This window comes from Pseudomonas aphyarum, assembly GCF_028657055.1.
In the GTDB taxonomy this organism is placed as follows: Bacteria; Pseudomonadota; Gammaproteobacteria; order Pseudomonadales; family Pseudomonadaceae; genus Aquipseudomonas; species Aquipseudomonas aphyarum.
The window spans coordinates 399,944-417,356 of record NZ_JAMDGS010000010.1; the positions used below are offsets into that span (position 1 = coordinate 399,944).

Annotated in this window: 15 protein-coding genes; 9 read left to right on the forward strand and 6 right to left on the reverse strand. The window is 60.9% G+C overall.

What is annotated here, in order from left to right; translation table 11 throughout:
* The first annotated feature begins 65 nt into the window (after positions 1–65).
* Positions 66–1,532, forward strand: coding sequence for a nucleobase:cation symporter-2 family protein (locus M5G18_RS15835; protein WP_273900207.1), 1,467 nt, complete (start codon positions 66–68; stop codon positions 1,530–1,532).
* A 69-nt stretch (positions 1,533–1,601) separates the two neighbouring features.
* Positions 1,602–2,075: an LEA/WHy family protein gene (locus M5G18_RS15840; RefSeq protein WP_007957522.1), complete on the forward strand. Its 474-nt coding sequence runs from the start codon at positions 1,602–1,604 to the stop codon at positions 2,073–2,075.
* Positions 2,076–2,087: 12 nt separating this feature from the next.
* Here M5G18_RS15840 and M5G18_RS15845 read toward each other — a convergent pair whose 3' ends face one another.
* Positions 2,088–3,011: a carbon-nitrogen hydrolase family protein gene (locus tag M5G18_RS15845; RefSeq protein WP_273900206.1), complete on the reverse strand. Its 924-nt coding sequence runs from the start codon at positions 3,009–3,011 to the stop codon at positions 2,088–2,090.
* Between the two features lie 84 nt (positions 3,012–3,095).
* On the opposite strand from M5G18_RS15845, the gene M5G18_RS15850 reads away from it, so the two are divergent.
* A complete protein-coding gene (locus tag M5G18_RS15850; RefSeq protein WP_221535450.1) occupies positions 3,096–4,010 on the forward strand; it encodes a LysR family transcriptional regulator in 915 nt (304 codons plus the stop codon).
* Here the strand turns inward: M5G18_RS15850 and M5G18_RS15855 are convergent, their stop codons facing one another.
* Positions 4,011–4,265, reverse strand: a complete 255-nt coding sequence (locus M5G18_RS15855; RefSeq protein ID WP_007957535.1) for a hypothetical protein — start codon at positions 4,263–4,265, stop codon at positions 4,011–4,013.
* 153 nt (positions 4,266–4,418) lie between these two features.
* On the opposite strand from M5G18_RS15855, the gene M5G18_RS15860 reads away from it, so the two are divergent.
* Positions 4,419–4,736 carry an ElaB/YgaM/YqjD family protein gene (locus M5G18_RS15860; protein ID WP_007957537.1) on the forward strand — a complete coding sequence of 106 codons (318 nt, stop codon included), beginning with the start codon at positions 4,419–4,421 and terminating at the stop codon, positions 4,734–4,736.
* 56 nt (positions 4,737–4,792) lie between these two features.
* Here M5G18_RS15860 and M5G18_RS15865 read toward each other — a convergent pair whose 3' ends face one another.
* Positions 4,793–5,824, reverse strand: a complete 1,032-nt coding sequence (locus M5G18_RS15865; RefSeq protein ID WP_127798027.1) for an Ldh family oxidoreductase — start codon at positions 5,822–5,824, stop codon at positions 4,793–4,795.
* A 189-nt stretch (positions 5,825–6,013) separates the two neighbouring features.
* On the opposite strand from M5G18_RS15865, the gene M5G18_RS15870 reads away from it, so the two are divergent.
* Complete coding sequence (locus M5G18_RS15870) at positions 6,014–10,837, forward strand: dermonecrotic toxin domain-containing protein (protein ID WP_273900205.1); 4,824 nt, start codon at positions 6,014–6,016, stop codon at positions 10,835–10,837.
* A 57-nt stretch (positions 10,838–10,894) separates the two neighbouring features.
* On the opposite strand, the gene M5G18_RS15875 is transcribed toward M5G18_RS15870, so the two are convergent.
* Entirely contained in the window at positions 10,895–11,164 is a 270-nt protein-coding gene (locus tag M5G18_RS15875) for a PepSY domain-containing protein (protein WP_273900204.1), read from the reverse strand.
* Positions 11,165–11,318: 154 nt separating this feature from the next.
* Here M5G18_RS15875 and M5G18_RS15880 point away from each other — a divergent pair, with 154 nt between their 5' ends.
* Entirely contained in the window at positions 11,319–12,326 is a 1,008-nt protein-coding gene (locus M5G18_RS15880; RefSeq protein ID WP_273900203.1) for a FecR family protein, read from the forward strand.
* Between the two features lie 62 nt (positions 12,327–12,388).
* Here the strand turns inward: M5G18_RS15880 and pvdQ are convergent, their stop codons facing one another.
* Complete coding sequence (gene pvdQ / locus M5G18_RS15885) at positions 12,389–14,725, reverse strand: bifunctional acylase PvdQ (RefSeq protein ID WP_273900202.1); 2,337 nt, start codon at positions 14,723–14,725, stop codon at positions 12,389–12,391.
* Positions 14,726–15,019: 294 nt separating this feature from the next.
* Between pvdQ and M5G18_RS15890 the strand changes: the two genes are divergently transcribed.
* Positions 15,020–15,397 carry a fe2+ zn2+ uptake regulation protein gene (locus tag M5G18_RS15890; RefSeq protein ID WP_273900201.1) on the forward strand — a complete coding sequence of 126 codons (378 nt, stop codon included), beginning with the start codon at positions 15,020–15,022 and terminating at the stop codon, positions 15,395–15,397.
* Between the two features lie 18 nt (positions 15,398–15,415).
* Here the strand turns inward: M5G18_RS15890 and M5G18_RS15895 are convergent, their stop codons facing one another.
* The gene (locus M5G18_RS15895) at positions 15,416–15,604 is read right to left on the reverse strand and encodes a hypothetical protein (protein ID WP_007957552.1); all 189 of its coding nucleotides are present in this window, start codon (positions 15,602–15,604) and stop codon (positions 15,416–15,418) included.
* Positions 15,605–15,761: 157 nt separating this feature from the next.
* On the opposite strand from M5G18_RS15895, the gene M5G18_RS15900 reads away from it, so the two are divergent.
* Positions 15,762–15,899, forward strand: coding sequence for a hypothetical protein (locus M5G18_RS15900; protein ID WP_007957554.1), 138 nt, complete (start codon positions 15,762–15,764; stop codon positions 15,897–15,899).
* A 261-nt stretch (positions 15,900–16,160) separates the two neighbouring features.
* A complete protein-coding gene (locus tag M5G18_RS15905) occupies positions 16,161–17,408 on the forward strand; it encodes an MFS transporter (protein ID WP_273900199.1) in 1,248 nt (415 codons plus the stop codon).
* Positions 17,409–17,413: the final 5 nt, after the last annotated feature.

A 17,413-nucleotide genomic window follows, 5' to 3' on the forward strand; every position in this document is an offset into this window, starting at 1 on the left:
CCCTCTTACGGCATCCTGCGCACCCATTTTCCGACCCGGCCCCGCATTGCGGCACGCAAACCACCATGACCGTCTCTGAAAAAGCCCCGCGCAACAACGATCTGATCTACGGCCTCAACGACCGTCCCCACTTCACCGCAACGGTGTTTGCCGCCCTGCAACACGTGTTGGCCAGCTTCGTCGGCATCATCACCCCGACCCTGATCATGGGCGGCGCCCTAGGCCTGCAAAGTGAAATCCCGTACCTGATCAGCATGGCGCTGTTCGTCTCGGGTCTCGGCACCTTCGTTCAGGCCAAGCGCTTCGGCCCGGTCGGTTCGGGGCTGCTGTGCCTGCAAGGCACCAGTTTTTCCTTTATCAGCGTGATTCTCAGCGCCGGTTTCATGGTCAAGGCCCGGGGCGGCGGCACCGATGAAATCCTGTCGACGATCTTCGGCGTGTGTTTCTTTGCCGCGTTTATCGAAGTGGTGCTGAGCCAGTTCATCGGCAAATTGCGCATGCTGATCACCCCGGTGGTGACCGGCACCATCATCACGTTGATGGGCCTGTCGCTGATCAAAGTGGCGATGACCGACATTGCCGGCGGCTTCGGCGCGGCGGATCTGGGCGCGGCCAGTCACGTGTTCCTGGCAGCGCTGGTGCTGGGCACCATCGTGGTATTGAACCGGGTTGATGTGCCGTTCCTGCGGTTGGGCGCGATTGTCATCGGCCTGACCCTCGGCTACGTGGTGGCGTGGCTGATGGGCACCGTGGATTTCGCCAACCTGCCCGAAGTGCCGGTGGTCAGCGTGCCGGTGCCGTTCAAGTACGGTTTCAACTTCGACTGGGTGGCGTTCGTGCCGGTGGCGGTGATTTTCCTGGTGTCGCCGCTTGAGGCCGCCGGGGACCTGACCGCCAACTCGATGATTTCCCGTCAGCCGGTCAAAGGCCCGCTGTACATCCGCCGGATCAAGTCCGGGTTGCTCGCCGATGGCCTCAACTCGGCCATGGCCGCCGTGTTCAACAGCATGCCGATGGTGACTTTCGCCCAGAACAACGGGGTGATTCAGCTCACCGGCGTGGCCAGCCGTTACGTGGCGTTCTTCATTGCCGGCCTGTTGGTGCTGCTCGGTCTGTTCCCGATGATCGGCGCTGTGCTGCAACTGATGCCAAAACCGGTACTCGGCGGCGCGGAGTTGGTGATGTTCGGCACCGTGGCCGTGGCCGGGATCAAGATCCTCGCCGAGGCCGGCCTGCATCGGCGCAACATGCTGATCGTGGCGATTTCCGTCGGCATGGGCCTGGGCATCGCCGCCGTGCCTGAAGTGCTGCGCGAATTGCCGCACGCGCTGCGCAATATCTTCGAGTCGCCAATCACCGTCGGCGCGCTGTGTGCCATCGTGCTGAATATCTTCCTGCCGGAAGAATTCATCGAACTGGAAGAAGATGACTTCGACCCGGAAGCCTCTATCCTTCAGGTCATGGAAAACCCCGACCTGCCGGCCAAAGCTGAACCCGCATCAACGGCCGCTGTCGCACAGTTGAACCGTTGATCCTGTCCGCTCCATGAAAAAGGGCTGATACCGGCAACGGTTCAGCCCTTTTTCAATGAGAGAGCATCAATGCGCCGCCTCCAAGCCGTCATCCTGTCCCTGCTTCTGCTCTCCCTCAGCGCCTGTGCGCTGTTCCCCAACCGCGACCCGGTGAACATCAACGTGGTCGGCCTGGAACCGTTGCCGAGCCAGGATCTGGAAGTGCGCTTCGCAATCAAGCTGCGGGTGCAGAACCCCAACGAAACGCCCATCGACTACAACGGCATCGCGCTGGATCTGGAGGTCAACGGTCACTCGCTGGCGTCGGGTGTGAGCGATCAGAGCGGCTCGATTCCACGGTTTTCCGAAACCATCGTCAGTGTCCCGGTGAGCATTTCCGCGTTCTCGGTGCTGCGCCAGACCTTGGGCCTGAGCCAGACCCAAACCCTCGACAACCTGCCCTATGTGCTGCGCGGCAAACTGGCGGGCGGGCTGTTTGGCACGATGCGCTTTGTCGACACCGGCAAGCTGAGTCTGCCGAGGGCCAGTGCTGCCACCTGGTAAACAGCACGGTCATCAGGCGGTGAAACGCACCCCGGGTTTGGCCCGCTCGTCGACACTCAACTCGAACACATCCGGCCGCGCATAGTGGCCGACCACGTCGTAGTCGTAGCGGGCGCGCACCAGTTCTTCGGTGTCGATCTCGGCGGTGAGCAGCCCGGCCTCGCCGCGCAACGGCCCGGCCAGCACATCCCCCATCGGCCCGACGATCACGCTGCCACCGGCGATCAACGGTCGCTCCCCCGGCCAGTTGGCGACTTCCACACCCAGTTCATTCGGCGAGGCCTGCACCTGACAGGCGCTGACCACAAAGCAGCGCCCTTCATGGGCGATGTGGCGCATGCTGACCTGCCACATCTCGCGCTCGTCCACGGTCGGGGCGCACCAGACCTCGATACCCTTGGCGTACATCGCCGTGCGCAGCAGCGGCATCATGTTTTCCCAGCAGATCACCGCGCCGAGCTTGCCGACCTGGGTGTCGAGTACCGGTAGCGTCGAACCGTCGCCTTTACCCCAGATCAGCCGTTCGGTACCGGTCGGCATCAGTTTGCGGTGTTTGGCCACAAGGCCCGCCTGCGGGTCAAAATACAGCGCCGTGCAATGCAAGGTGCTGCCGGCCCGTTCGATCACGCCGATCACCAGGTTAGCCCCCGTGCGCGCCGACAGCCCGGCCAACGCTTCGGTTTCCGCGCCCGGCACATCGATGGCGTTGGCGAAGTAACGGGCGTAGGCCTCGCGCCCTTCCGGCAAGCGGTAACCCAGCTGCGTGCCGAAGCCCTCGCCTTTCGGGTAACCGCCGAGCAACGCTTCGGGCATCACCACCAGCGCGGCGCCGGATTCGATGATCGCGGTTTCCCAGCTCAGGATCTGTTCCAGGGTGTCAGCCTTGCCACCGGGCAAGGCGCCGATCTGCAGGGCGGCAACGATTGATTTGGGCATGGCGGTCACTCCGTGAAGTTCAGGTGTTGCTCATTCTCCGGCGCCACGGGATCATGAATAAAGACCGATCCACTGCTGAATGATATGAGCCAAATGAATATCGCGACCGTCGACCTCAACCTGCTGAAAGTCTTCGAAGCCCTGCATGAAGAGTCCAGCGCCAGCCGCGCGGCGTTGCGTCTGGGCGTGACCCAGTCGGCGGTCAGCGCGGCTTTGCGCCGGTTGCGCGAGGTGTATGGCGATCAATTGTTCGTGCGCACCGGTCGGGGGCTGGCGCCGACGCTCAAAGCCAATCAGTTGAAACCGGTGGTCAGCGATGCGCTGAACAAGTGCCGGCAAAGCCTGGCCATGGTCGACCCGACCGCCCATCACTACGAAGGACGCTCGGTCACCGTGGGCCTCTCGGATGACTTCGAGATCGCCTACGGCCGCCGGCTGATCGAGGAAATCGCCCGCCGCGCGCCGAAACTGCGGCTGATCTTCCGCCAGACCCACAGCCAGATCGTCGCCCGCGCGCTGATGGAGCGCAGCATCGATCTGGCGATCACCGCCGGCGGATTTGCCGAGCGGCTGCTCAGCCGTCAGGTGCTGGGTGAAGGGGGTTATGCGTGTTTGGTGGATCCGGCGAGCCTTGCGCCCGGCCAGCAGCAGATCGATCTGGAAGAATTCGTCACCCGTGAGCACCTTCTGGTGTCGTCGGGCGGTTTTATCGGGATCACCGATGAAGGGCTGGCGGCGCTGGGCCGCAGTCGCCGGGTCTGCGCCTCGACCACGCATTTCGCGGCGTTGCCGCATCTGCTCAAGGGCAGCGATGCGGTGGCGACCATTCCGACCCACGCGGCGCAGGCTATTGCCTCAATGAGCGGGCTGGCGCTGCTGCCCTGCCCGCTGGCGCTGCCGCGTTACCCGATCGAACTGGGCTGGCGCACCAGCACCCAGATCGATCCGGTGGTGCTGACTGTGCGCGAAGCGATTGGCGCCAGCTTCAGGGCCGAGTGATTACTTGTTGGCCGCCATCAGGCGATTGACTTCACTGCGCACCATGTTGGCGAATTCCGGCGGCGACATGCCGTCCAGTTCGGCGCGCACGAATTCAGCCCACTTGCCCTTGCGCTTGGAGCGCTCGCCAAACAACCGCGCGGCTTCGCCCTTGGCTTTGCCCAGATTGTTCTGCCAGAGTTCGAACAGTCGGGATTTTTCATCTTCCAGCGCGGCGCGCTCTGCGAGGGATTTGTCGGCCAGATTGAAACTCATCGGGAATTACCTGCTGCATGAAATGGCGACATCTTACACGCTGGACGGAAACCTCTGACGCTGGTTTTTGCTCCGGATGGAAAATCGCTGCAACTTTTCAAGTCGCGCCACACTCCATTGTTCACTGTCCATTCACCTGCAAGGAGTCACCCAATGGCCCGGAAAACCGCCGTTCAAGCCGCCGAAGACCAAATCAAGGACCAGGCCTTCAGCGAACTTCAGGCGCTGATCGAAGAGTCGGAAAAACTGCTCAAGAGCAGTGCCTCGCTGGTCGGCGAGGAAGCGGAGACCCTGCGCGGGCAAATCGCCCAGAAACTGCAGCAGGCGCTGGATTCGGTCACCAGCGTGCGTGACCGCACCAAACCGGCGGTGGACGCCACCGAGAGCTACATCGGCGGACACCCGTGGCAGACCGTGGCGATTTCCGCCGGGTTCGGTCTGGTGGTCGGATTGCTGCTCGGTCGCCGCTGAGCGCGAACAAAAAAAGGCGAGCCCTCGGGCTCGCCTTTTTCATGTCCGGCAAACACTCATTCACCGGCCAGCTCACGCAGTTGCGACAGCGTCTGTTGATCCAGCTCGATCCCTTTGGCCAATGACTTGGCCCGCTGCAAATGCCGCCGATCCCCCGGCAAACGTTTGAGCCCCACCCCGTGCATCTGCCGCACGAGTTCCTGACTGCGTTCGGCAAAGCTTTGCCCGGCGGTCTTGCTCGGGTCGATGACGATCAGCAGTTGGCCAGTCCATGGAGTCTTGGCCCCCGGATGGTTCTTCCAGTCGAACTCGAACGAGAAATTGCCGCCGGTCAGCGCGGCGGCCAGCAGCTCGACCATCATCGACAGCGCCGAGCCTTTGTGCCCGCCAAACGGCAGCAACGCGCCGCCTTCCAGAATCGCTTTTGGGTCGCAGGTCGGCTGACCGAGACTGTCGACCCCCATGCCCGCCGGCAGTTTCTCGCCCTTGCGCGCGGCGATCTGCACGTCGCCATGGGCGATGGCGCTGGTGGCCAGGTCGAACACGATAGGCGCACCGTCGGCCCGAGGCGCGGCAAAGGCAATCGGGTTGGTGCCGAACAATGGCCGGTCGGCACCGTGGGGCACCACGCAGGTCATGCTGTTGACCACGCTCAACGCCACCAGGCCTTCATCGGCGAAAGGCTCGACGTCCGGCCACAGCGCGGCGAAGTGATGGGAATTACGGATCGCCAGCACCGCGATCCCGGCGCTGCGGGCCTTCTCCACCAACAGTGGACGCGCCGCCGCCAGCGCAGGTTGGGCAAAACCGTTGCCGGCATCGACACTGACGAACCCTGAAGCCACATCCTCGACCTTCGGCACGGCCTGGCCGTTGACCCAGCCGCTGTTGAGCGTCGAGACATAACCGGGAATCCGGAATACGCCGTGACTGTGCGCGCCATCCCGTTCGGCATTGGCGCAGTTGGCGGCCAGGGTTCTGGCGACTTCGGCCGAGGTGCCGTGACGGGTGAAAATCGTTTCCAGCAGTTGAGTCAGCTCGTCCAGCGAAACCGTGGACGAGACCGCATGATCGTGTGGCGCAGACATCTGAAGCTCCAGAGTAATTATTGGAGGGAACAACAGCGAACGAACAACCCGCCCGAGGATTAACCATGGCCGGCCGGTTACCTGTCAACCCCGCAATATTTATCTACCACCTGAGCGGTGGCTAGCCGCCCTAGCCTTGAGTCTCGACCTGTCCGCGCGTATCCACGCGCCCCCTCAAGAGACTCGACCATGTCCACCCCCCTCCAGCCGTTGCTGTTCCCAGAAGTCTTCGACTCTCCCGGACTGTGGCCCGAACTGGGCAAGACCCATGACCTGTCGGAGCATGAATTCAAATGGCTTGCCCATGCAAAACTGTCTTCCGATACCTTGCGTCGCCAGCAAACACCGGCCATGCGTGCCGAGCGCATTGTGCTGAACATCGGCAAGGAAGTGCCCCTGCCACTGCCCGACGCCTTCGTGCTCGGCGAAATGCCCGCCAGCAAAGCCTTGATCCTCTACACCGCGTTTGAAGGCTTCAAGAAATACCACGACCGCGCCGACTTGAAACAACAGCTTGAGAAACGATTGAACAGCGTCGAAGGCCAGGCCAGCCTGTTGGCATTCTTGTCGCTGCCACAACGCAAACGGCTGCTCGATGCAGAAAAAATATCGGTGTCCTTCAGCCTGATCGAAGGTGACGTATTCGACGAGAACACGGCCGCCATCAGACAGGGCCAACTATTGAATGCGCAGGCGATGCGCACAGAACTGGAGAAGCTGCCGACCCTTGCACACTTGCTCAACTGTATCCTCGACGAATTGCTCAGGCCTCATTTCGGCAACCTGGCGCAAAGCAGTACCCGCGTCGGCTTTTACTCAGCAGATGGCGAGGGTTCTCCCTCGCTTGCCGCGCCTGGAAAGCACTGGCTGCAATCGATGAGCCTGAGCGATGCGGTGTTGTTGTATTACCGACATCAGCAATGGCCGACCGCTGCATTGCGCCAATTCACCCATCCCGACAGGCCGGTTGCCAAGGAAGATCAGGTGCAATGGGAAGCAGCTGTCAAAACAGCCTCCGGCAAGCTGCCGGCGCTGCTGTTTCTGCAACTGGAACGGTATTGGAATGCGCCCTCGATCGACGGCTCGACGCGTCGGGCCTTCTTCAGTGAGGTGCTGGAGAACCAGGCACGTGCGCAGTGGATGATCAAGCGCGAAACCGGCGTGCTCGATGCACCGCAGTTCAACGCTCTGCATCAGCTGTTACGCCCTGCAGCGGACGGTGCCATTCGCCCGTTTGCTGAAACCGTCCGCCTCTGGGAGCACGAAGCCAACTACGTCGAGCTGGCGGGTTCGCTGATGATCAGCGGCACCTTCGCCTTTCTCTACACGCCAGCGCAAGGCCTGCAAGTACTCACCGATTACAAGGATCTGAAACAGACGCTGCTGAGCAAGTTCATGGCCAAGGGGCACGAGGACGAACTTTATGGCCTGCTCAGCCTCGACGAACGCAACCGGTTTCTGGACTTCTCTCAACCCCAAGTGTCGGGAGATCGGATTGTCGGGGACGTCTTCAAGGTTCTCTTTGAACGGATCATCACCAAGCAGCGGCAAAATATCGAGTACGCCTTGCAGGTTTTTCGTCACAGCGATGGCGCGGTGAATCTGCACGCCCTGTTCGACAAGAGCCTGGACATCCGCTCGATGATTGATGAGCGATTGCCTGAGCTCGACAGTGCGGGACGCTGGAGCACGCACCCGGTGCTGGTGGGCAATCAACAACCCTCTCTGGTACTCGCGGACAAGGCGCGTGCGGCGGTCAAGACATTCAACAGTGTCCGGGAACCGCTCCTCGGGATGCTCAAGGGGCAGCCGATGGCGAGTCAGCAAGATCAACAGTCGTTTCTCGCCAATCTGAAATCAAGCCTCGCTCATGCATGGCTCGTCGGCATTACCGCAGAGGCCCGGCTGCGAGCGCTGGCCGGCACCTTGTCGACCTCGATACAGGCGATCGTCAATACCGTGATCAACCCTGACCGGCCGACTCGTGCATCGCGATCTGCGCTGGAGGGCTTTCGCCCCGACGCCTTCACGCTCACCCTGGAGCCAGCCGGCCAGCAATACTTGCTGCCACTCGCCCATTGCCTGCTGATGACCGAACGCGGCGGCCTCGACGCCCGGCACTCCGGGCGGGCCGTGCTGTGGACCCCCGCGTACGGGCTGGAAGTCTTCGACACCGTTGCGATTGCCCGGCGTCTGCTGGATCAGCGATTGCTGCACAACGTGCAACGGCTGTCACTGCTGGAAAACATCCTGCCTGCGCAGTTTCAGCCTCATCAACGCTACTCGCTGGGGGCCTTTCAACTGATTGAACACAACGTCATGCACAACCGCATGCAGTCGGCCATCGAGCATTATCTCGAGCGTTGCGAGCAGGTGCGTTCGCGGGTGAAAGATCCCGTCAGGCGCAACAACGCCCTGACGAAACTGCGCGGGTCGACCTTGCCCACCAACCTTGAACTGGCAACCGCTCATGCCCGGGCGATCGCCGCTCAACAGACGTACCCTGCCTGGCTCGGCATGGCGCCGTTCGCAGAACAGAAACTGCACGTCGAGCTTCTGGAACAGTGGCGTCAAAGTGTCGTCGACGACAAGGATTACCTGACAGGTGTTCCCACGCTGGCCAGCCATGTCGAACAGGCCTTGAAAACGGCGCTCGACAGTCGTTTTCCCGACGAAGGGCTCAATCCCTTTCACATCCAGATCACCCCCAACCTGGCGCTGGCCGGTCCTGCCCGGAACCTGGTCGAATTTGCCCTCAATCACATCAATGTTGCCCAGGGCACCGGTTTCAAAGTCACCTCGAAAACCACACAGGCGTTGCCGAAGGGGCTGGATCAAAGCGCCGTCAGGCAACTGCTGCTGACCCTGGCGATACCGACGACCTACAGTGACAAGGTCAGCGATGCACTTTCGACCACATCAGCGGCGGGGCTTGCCCGTCAACAGATTTTCTGTCGTCAGGTGCCCTGGCAACTGCTGCAGCATGCTCACGCCCTCAAGCTGCAGCAGCGTTTGTCCGAGACTGCTTTCAGTTATATCCGCCAGGTGCTGGACATGCCCGACGCCGTCGCCCGCGCCACTGTGGCCGGCACATATGCCATTGTGTGTCCGTTGTCGCTGATCAAGACAGCCAAGGCCGCCGCGGTCGAAACAGGCGGGCTGTATGTGCTTGCGCCGGGGACGGGGCACAAAGGACCGCTGGTGCTCTATACGCCCTATGCCGAGCAGGGCTTTCACGAATTCGCCGACGAAAAGAGCCTGATAGCCGCCCTGAATGTCCCGGGTTTTCTGCAAAACCTGGTGCTTCGTCGCCTGCCGCACACCCAGCAAGCCACGTTCAGTAGCCTGTTCGCCGCCAGCCTCGGCCAGGCCAGCGAAATAACCCTCGATTACAGCCCGATCGGAGGCAACCTGCTGGAGCATCTGTTCCGGAGCAATCTCGACCTGTTGAAACAGATGCTGGGGTCGCAGAAAGACAGCGATGGGCAAGCCGACTGGGAAAACGCCAAAACCCTGTTCAGTGATGAAATCAAGCAGGTTTCGCAGATGCTGCCGGGCAAACTCGCCTATGGACGTTTTCTCTGGCAAGCCTACGACGACTTCAAGGACTCGGCCGAAGCCCTGCAGAACCATCATTGGAAAAAAGCACTGAAGTCCTTCATCGAAGGTGCGGAGCAGATGGTACAGATCGCACTTGTGCCTGAAATGTCGACCGAAGGCGCCATAGTTGGCGACGCTGGCGAGCAGATGGCTGGCACCGACACGCCCAAGGCCACGCCGACCCTGGGTCCGGACCTGGCCGGGATCGATTCCACCTCGCCGCAACGTACGGTTCTACAGCCTTTCGAGGTCACGGATGTCGCACTCAGGGACCTGACCTACAGTGCCACTCAAGGCATCTACCAAAAGCCATTTAACAACCGCCGCTATGCGTCGCTGGATGGAAAGGTATACCGGGTTGTCAAAAACGGCCCGGACTGGCAACTGGCCAAAGATGAAGAGCGTGGCCCGAAGCTGACCAGGAGCGGCTCGCGCCTGGTGCAGGTCACTCAGGGGCAGACTGTTCATTACGGGCAAGTCTTTGGAAGAGTCGTCGAGCGCAACAAATACTCACGCTTGCGCCGCACGATGCTTAACATCGAAGCGCACGGCATGGAAGAAATCGCTCGACGCTACCCGGAAAAAGCCCGGGTTCTGGGGCATGCCGTAGGGCTTGCCCGGGATTATGCGTTCAACTGCCTGCATAACCTGGCCATTCTGGACATCAACAGTGTTCCCGGAGGACGGGTGAACCGTTTTCTCATGGAATTGTTTGATGTCCCGCGCCTCACGACGCAGATCCTGTCCAGGATACAGGCGGCGATCGTACCGATCTGCAAAGCGTTGGTTGACCCGGCTGACGACCTGCTCAGCACCGATCGTTTCATCGTGGGCTCGACCCGATGGTTCCATGACGTGATCGCCTTTGTCCTCGACGGCGACCAGAAGAACAAAGTGCACTTCACCCAGCACTTTTTTGACCAGGATCTGGATGACTACATCCCTGTCGTGGCGCCGGGATTTGACATTGACGGCCATGCCCAGGCGGAAACCCTGATTCACGAACTGGCCCACCAGCTGAGCAATGCCTGGGACATCGCGACGGTAAGAGGTCGTGAACCCTTCTGCGACCTGATATCGACCATCACCCCCGACGGCGTGAAACTGCTCCAGGAGCTGCAGGACGAACGAAGAATGGCGCTGTCATTGGCCACCCCTCGGGCACAACTGTTTGCAGAGTGGTACCCGGAACGGATGGCCTGGGTCGACTTTGACAGAATCGCGGAAAAAGAAACGACGGCGGCAGAGATCCTCAAGCAAACGAACAGCTCCACCATCACCGAAGCGCGCAGTGCGTTCATGGATCAACAATCATCGGACGCCCGCGTCGGCGTCATCTTGCACAACGCCGACTCGATCGCCCTGCTCATCTGCGAAGTCGGCCGGACGCTGGAAGCTGTCACGGCTGACTGACCCGCAAAAAAAATGCGCAGGCTCGACACCTGCGCATTCTTCATTGCCCTGTCGGGTTCAGTCCTTCTGATCGCGCAAGACATTGCCCGACGCGCCGTCGATACGGAATTCGTACACCACGCCGTCGGCCTTGCGCCCTTCCCCTTTCCAGTAACCATTATTGTCAGCTTCGATCTCGTAGACCTCGACATACCCGGCCTTGGTTTTGACGATCTCGATGGCCTTCTCGATGGTGATCCATCCAGCGCCCGGGCGGTCGGCCAGCGCCACGCCGGCACTCAGAAGGCTGGCGGTTGTGACGAAAGCGGCCAAGGTTCTTTTGATCATTTTTTCACTCCATTTGTGGATAGTGTTCACGGGATGTCCTGGTTTTTGGGGCGTCCGAGCGAAAAAAAGTTCCACGTTTGATGGGTAAATGCCATGACGGTTGTTCTCGGCACCTTCTCCTCAAGGTTAGAATGCGGGAAATCAGGACGAGTCAATGACCCAGAACACCCTCTCGGAAGCCGAATACGATGCCATCACCGATGCCGCCGCGCATTGGTGCATGCGTCTGCACGCCGTCGACTGCACTGCTGAAGAGCGGCAGGCGTTCGATCAGTGGCGCGATGCGCACCCGCTTCACGCGTTCGAGTACGAGGCGATGCTGGAAATCTGGGAGGTGGCTGAACACTTGCCGCGCCCGGAACCAACGCCTGCTGCGGTTGTGCCGATTCGCCCGGCGGCCCGGTCATGGCGCCAGTACGCCGTAGCGGCCTCTGTCTGCGCACTGGCGTTGCCGTTGGCGGCCTGGACCAGCTGGAACCTCGGCTGGCTGCCCAACAGCTATCAGCATTTCGCGGCCACCGACAATGTCCGCCATGTCACCCTGGGTGACGGCAGCCAGGTCGAGCTGAACCTCAACACCGAACTGACCTACAGCAATTACAAGGACGAACGCCGCGTCACCCTGAAAAAAGGCGAGGCGTTCTTTGAAGTCAGCCACGACCTGAGCCACCCGTTCATTGTCAGGGCCGCCGAAGGCAGGATTCGCGTCACCGGCACCCGCTTCAACGTCTGGATGTATGAGGACCAGGTGAAGGTCAACCTGATCGAGGGCTCCGTGCTGGTCACCAGCAATTCCCGACTGGCCGGTGATGGTTTGCGTCTGGGCCCCTCGATGCAGGCACGCTACAAGCACGGCGACGACATGCCGCAAATCAGCCAGACCTACGCCAACGACAACACGCTGGCCTGGCGCAGCGGCAAACTGGTGCTCGACAACCTGTCGCTGAACGAAGCGTTGCCGCAGATCAACCGTTATCTGGACAAACCCTTGATGCTTGCCGACAACTCGACCGGCTCGATCCGGGTCGGCGGGATCTACAACATCAAGGAACTGAACAGCTTCGCCAGTTCCCTGCCCAAAGTCTTGCCGGTCTTCCTGACCCGCAACAAGGACGGCAACCCGGTCATCAATCCGATGCCGCAGCAACCGGTAAAAAACTGAAGGCCGTTCCCGTGAGGGAGCGGCCTTCTGCTTTTGCGCTTGTCGACGTGTTGAACAGCTGATTACTGCGCCGCGACTTTCCCTGCCTTTTCCAGATCATCGCGCACGGTCTGCACCTGATACTGCGGATCAGCCTTGATCTGCTGCTCGGTGAACGGCAACACACTCCACTGTTTCTTCGAGAAAGCCTCGGTCTGGTCGCGGGAATACTTCGACGCCGGATCGCTGGACAGCGAGAACGCCAGCAAACCCTGGGCATGCGGCCCCTTGTCGTCGAACGTCACGACTTGCAGGTAACTGGTGCCACTGACCACTTCCAGCTTGCCGTCTTCGCGCGGCACGCTCTGAATGGCGTTGTAGATGCCCAGCGTACCGGGGCCACCGTGAATCGGCGTCTGCTGGCCGCCACTGCTGACCACCTGCACATCACCCCAACGGGTTTTCTCGGTCAGGCCCATTTTGGCGGCAGTTTCGGCCGACGCCAGCATGGCCTCGCGCAGTGCTTTGGCCACTTCGGGCTTTTCAACGGCCAATCCGCGCGGAGTGTGCTGCGCATCTTTCGGATCGAACGCCACGCGCCAGGCCTGCGGCAATTCCTGCATCGCTTGCATGATGGACTGGAAATGCACCAGCCCGACGCCCGATTCCAGATTCGCCCGGCCGTCCCACGCTTTCAGACTGCTGCACACCGATTTCAGCGCCGCCTCAGGCTGCGAAGCACAGAACTTCAACAGATCCGGCACCACCTGAGTCGCCAGGAATACCTGATCGTCCATCACCATATGTTGCAGGTCCTGCACCGACACCGGGCCTTTTTTGCTCAGGGTCGCCAGGCGATCCAGGGCAAAGCGCGAGCGCAGGCCCAGCGGCTGGCCGTCCTGACTGATCAACGGCGAGAAACCGGTGAGCGGTTGCGCCGGGTTGGCCAGCCAGGCCGAGTCGTTTGAGTGCTGGACAAAGTCCTTGCGCAGCAGCTGCGGCAATTGATTGGAGGCGTAAATACCCTTTTGCGCGGCTTGCGGATCAATGTCCCAGGCGCAGGCGCTGTTGGAACCGTCGAGCACGATCATTTGCAGGCCGATGCGCGGATCGCTGCACTTGGCCAGTTTGTCGGCGCTGACGTTCGGCACCACCGACAGGTTCATGTACAGCGTCTGGCCCTTGTCATCCACGGCCAGGGTGTTGACCCACGGGATGCCCTGAATGGTGTGCACAGAATCCTGCAGATCCTTGAGATTGCCGGCGCGGTTCATGGCGTACCACTGAGTCAGCACCCTGTCGTTGTCGAGGTTGGCATCGCGCAGGCTATAGGCGAACTGATTGTCCCAGTCGAGCTTGCCGGGCCACTGCACGATCGGGCCGAACTGCGAACTGTAGACATCCCGCTGGACCGGCACGACCTGGCCATCCGCCTGTTTGACCTGCACCGTAACGGTCTGCTTGTTCATCGGCAACGACTGGCCGTCGAGCAGGTAACGGGTCGGATCCTTCGGATCGAGTTGCAGACGATACAGAGTGAAATGCTTGGACGAGTCGACGGTGTGGGTCCAGGCCAGGTGCTGGTTGAAGCCGATGTTGATCATCGGCAGACCCGGCAGCGCCGCGCCCATCACATCCAGTTTGCCCGGAATGGTCAGGTGCATCTGATAGAAGCGCATGCCACCGACCCACGGAAAATGCGGGTTGGCCAGCAGCATGCCGCGACCATTGAACGATCGCTCGCTGCCCACGGCCACGGCGTTGCTGCCACGATCCAGGGCGAAGCGTTGCTGGCGCGTGTCCGCCAGTTGGTAAGCCCGGGCATCGTTTTCAATCTGCGCAGTGGCCTGCGGTGGAGTAGCACCCGCCAGCGCTTCGGCGAACTGACCGACCCCGCCCTCGACCAGCAGACGACGGGTCAGCTTCACCAGGTCTTCGGCGGCGATATCGCGCACCCATTCACCCTGGCACTGTTGCGGCAGTCCCTGCTGGCGACGCTCGGCCAGGTAACGGTTGTAGCCGGCGGCGTAACCTTCCACCAGATCACGCACGTCGACCGGCTGCGCCTGCCAGAAGGCATTCACGGCCTGCGGCGTATTGAGCCACTGGAAGAACACATCGCTGACACGGTTCTCGCGCTCTTCGACTGTCAGTTGCTCCGGCCCGAAGTACCGCGACCGCTCGCCGTTGACCGTCACGATCTCGTTGGCCAGCAGGCACAAGTTGTCCTGCGCGTAGGCATAACCGATGCCGAATCCGAGACCGCGTTCGTTCTCCGCGCGAATGTGCGGTACGCCAAAGCCTGTGCGACGGATATCGGCGCCGGTCTGAACGGACGGGCTGAACGCCTGCGCCGACAGACTCAGCCCGAGAAACAGGCCGGCAAGGGTCAGTCCGGTGAATTGCCTGGAAATAGTCACGCTCGCTCCTGATCGAAATGCCGAAGGGCGAACCGCCCGCCACCGTGAACAGGTCGGGCCCGGCTCGCTCTGAAATCACCCACGCGTCACGCGCAATGAGCCTGTCCAGAAAACGAAGCCGCGGAAAAAAAATTTAGTCGGTCACACAGCCCTCTCGCACCGTAATCACGGGGAAAAGACAAAACGGCGACAAATTTTCTACATTTTTCGCTTCATGATTTGTCGAGCTGAAACGTCTTGTTTAGAGAGAGCACAAAAAACCTTTCCTGATCAGGCTCTGAAAGGAGTAATCGCATGTACAACCCACCCCTACCATCGGAAGGTAGCCAGACCTCACAAGGAGCGCCCATGGGTTCGCACGCCGACGTATTCGGGCAACGGGTCGAGCGTCACGGCAATGAGCGCATCCGTTTGCTGCTCAAAAGCTTTGGCCTGCGCACCAGCCTGATTCGCCTCAAAGTCATCGACACCCTGCTGGTCGCCGCCGAGGACGACCGTCGTCTGGGTGTACGCGGGGTGCATAGCCAGCTGCTGGATCTGGACATTCCGTTGTCCTTCCTCAGCGTGCGCGAAGTGCTCAAGCGCCTGTGTGCCGAAGGCGTGATCACGTTCAACGACGACAAGAGCTACAGCCTCCATCCCCAGGCTGCCGCGGTGCTCAACAGCGATTGAAGCACCCGGCAGACGCCGTCAGGGCTTGACCTTGCGGCGCATCACGCCGTTGATCACCACGACCACCACCGCCACACCGATGGCGATGTACTGGAACGTTTGTTCGCTGAGCTTGCCGGCGTTTTGCAGCCAGGACAGGCCGAGCATGATCAGCAGTACGGCGACGGCGATCAGAATCGAATATATCAAGCGTTGCTTATGGGTCATTACAGGTTCCTGAACCGTTGGAATGTATCGGATTTGTATCGGCGTTGATGCCATGCGCATACCGTTTGACGGGGATGCGCCGCGGTAAACGGGGTCTCATGTTACAGCCGATGAAGAGCTTTGGCTTCAAACGGCGTCAATCATGAGGATCCTTGAAATGCTGCGTCGAATCACCTGGCTGATTCCTGTCCTTGCACTGCTCACCCTGAGCGGCTGCATCATCTTTCCCCACGGCGGCTGGCATGGCGATCATCGCCACTATGGGCCTGGCCCGGGCTACTACTACCATCGCTAAGCCATCTCACGGAAAGGATGCCAGCGTCCGTCCGTTCAAATGCAACAACGGATTTTAGCGTCAGGAAAAATGCCCACAGGAATGTGGGCTTTTTTTATCGATCGTCGATCAATGCCGTAGGCTGTTTCGCCTATGCCAGCAGGAATGCCTCCCTCTGCAACATCATGCATAACGAAGTCACAGACCGTCACACCAACGACGTAGGAACAATGACTTCCCCTCCCTACCCTTTGCGCTCCCTCTCGACGATCGTGAAAGCGCATGCAAAGAACTCTCATCAACCTCCCGCCACTCCAGGCACTCGGCTTCTGTCTGGCCATCACGCTGTTCGAATGGCTGACCTACATGGCCAGCGACATGGTGATGCCGGCCATGCTGACCGTCACCCGGGATCTCGAAGCCGATGTCGCTCACATCCCCAACGCGTTCAATCTGTATCTGATCGGCGGCGTCTGCCTGCAATGGCTGATCGGGCCGCTGTCCGACCGGTTCGGCCGGCGCCCGCTGTTGCTGGCCGGATGTGCGCTGTTCGGCGTGACCTGCGCCGCGGCTGTCGCCACGCCCGGCATTGAAGTGTTCAACGCCCTGCGCCTGTTGCAAGGCATGGGCCTGGGGTTTGTCGTGGCGGTCAGTTACCCCGCGCTTCAGGAAGTCTTCTGCGAAGCCGATGCGGTGCGCCTGATGGCGCTACTGGGCAATGTCGCACTGCTGTCGCCCCTGCTCGGCCCGCTGCTCGGCAGTCTGCTGCTGGAATGGCTGAGCTGGCGCGAACTGTTCCTCGGCCTGGGCCTGATCGCGACACTGACCTGGATCGGACTGTATGCCTGCATGCCAGAAACGATCGGCGTTGTCCGCCACGACGGCGGTCAACAAGCGCCGATCCCCTTCTCCTTTCGCCAGATCAGAACCCGTTACCTGGCGCTGATGCGCAATCAACGGTTCGTCGGCATCTGCCTGGCACTGGGCCTGATGAGCCTGCCGCTGATTGCCTGGATCGGCCTCGCGCCGCTGCTGCTCGTCCAGTTGCTGGGACTGACCACCCGCGAATATGCGCTGTGGCAGATTCCGGTGTTCTCGGCGGTGATCGTCGGCAATCTGATCCTTGACCGACTGCTGGCCTCGCGGGATCTGCCGCAGTTGATTCGTCTGGCGCTCTGGCCGTTCTGCCTGGGTTTGCTGACCCTGATCGCCACCGCACTGACCAACCTGTCCCTTGCCGGCTTGATGACCGGCCTTGCGCTGTATGCCGTCGGGCTGGGCATGAGCAACGCCGCTCTTTACCGGCTGGCACTGTTTTCCAGCGATGACAGCAAAGGTCTGGTGTCTGCCGCGATCGGCATGATTTCGATTGCCGTGATGGGTGTCGGTGGTTCGTTGATCGCAGCGATCGGCGGCGGCGCCCGTCTTGAATCTTTCGCCATTTGGGCGGCGCTGGGCGGCCTGCTCAGCCTGCCCCTGCTGTACCGGTTTCTGCCACACGTCCCGGCAGACACCGCTTCTTCAACATAACGACA

Excerpts from the sequence above, each read along its gene's own strand:
- M5G18_RS15835 (WP_273900207.1), top strand. The coding sequence starts at position 66 with ATGACCGTCTCTGAAAAAGCCCCGCGCAACAACGATCTGATCTACGGC.
- M5G18_RS15840 (WP_007957522.1), top strand. The coding sequence starts at position 1,602 with ATGCGCCGCCTCCAAGCCGTCATCCTGTCCCTGCTTCTGCTCTCCCTC.
- M5G18_RS15845 (WP_273900206.1), bottom strand. The coding sequence starts at position 3,011 with ATGCCCAAATCAATCGTTGCCGCCCTGCAGATCGGCGCCTTGCCCGGT.
- M5G18_RS15850 (WP_221535450.1), top strand. The coding sequence starts at position 3,096 with ATGAGCCAAATGAATATCGCGACCGTCGACCTCAACCTGCTGAAAGTC.
- M5G18_RS15855 (WP_007957535.1), bottom strand. The coding sequence starts at position 4,265 with ATGAGTTTCAATCTGGCCGACAAATCCCTCGCAGAGCGCGCCGCGCTG.
- M5G18_RS15860 (WP_007957537.1), top strand. The coding sequence starts at position 4,419 with ATGGCCCGGAAAACCGCCGTTCAAGCCGCCGAAGACCAAATCAAGGAC.
- M5G18_RS15865 (WP_127798027.1), bottom strand. The coding sequence starts at position 5,824 with ATGTCTGCGCCACACGATCATGCGGTCTCGTCCACGGTTTCGCTGGAC.
- M5G18_RS15870 (WP_273900205.1), top strand. The coding sequence starts at position 6,014 with ATGTCCACCCCCCTCCAGCCGTTGCTGTTCCCAGAAGTCTTCGACTCT.
- M5G18_RS15875 (WP_273900204.1), bottom strand. The coding sequence starts at position 11,164 with ATGATCAAAAGAACCTTGGCCGCTTTCGTCACAACCGCCAGCCTTCTG.
- M5G18_RS15880 (WP_273900203.1), top strand. The coding sequence starts at position 11,319 with ATGACCCAGAACACCCTCTCGGAAGCCGAATACGATGCCATCACCGAT.
- M5G18_RS15890 (WP_273900201.1), top strand. The coding sequence starts at position 15,020 with ATGTACAACCCACCCCTACCATCGGAAGGTAGCCAGACCTCACAAGGA.
- M5G18_RS15895 (WP_007957552.1), bottom strand. The coding sequence starts at position 15,604 with ATGACCCATAAGCAACGCTTGATATATTCGATTCTGATCGCCGTCGCC.
- M5G18_RS15900 (WP_007957554.1), top strand. The coding sequence starts at position 15,762 with ATGCTGCGTCGAATCACCTGGCTGATTCCTGTCCTTGCACTGCTCACC.
- M5G18_RS15905 (WP_273900199.1), top strand. The coding sequence starts at position 16,161 with ATGCAAAGAACTCTCATCAACCTCCCGCCACTCCAGGCACTCGGCTTC.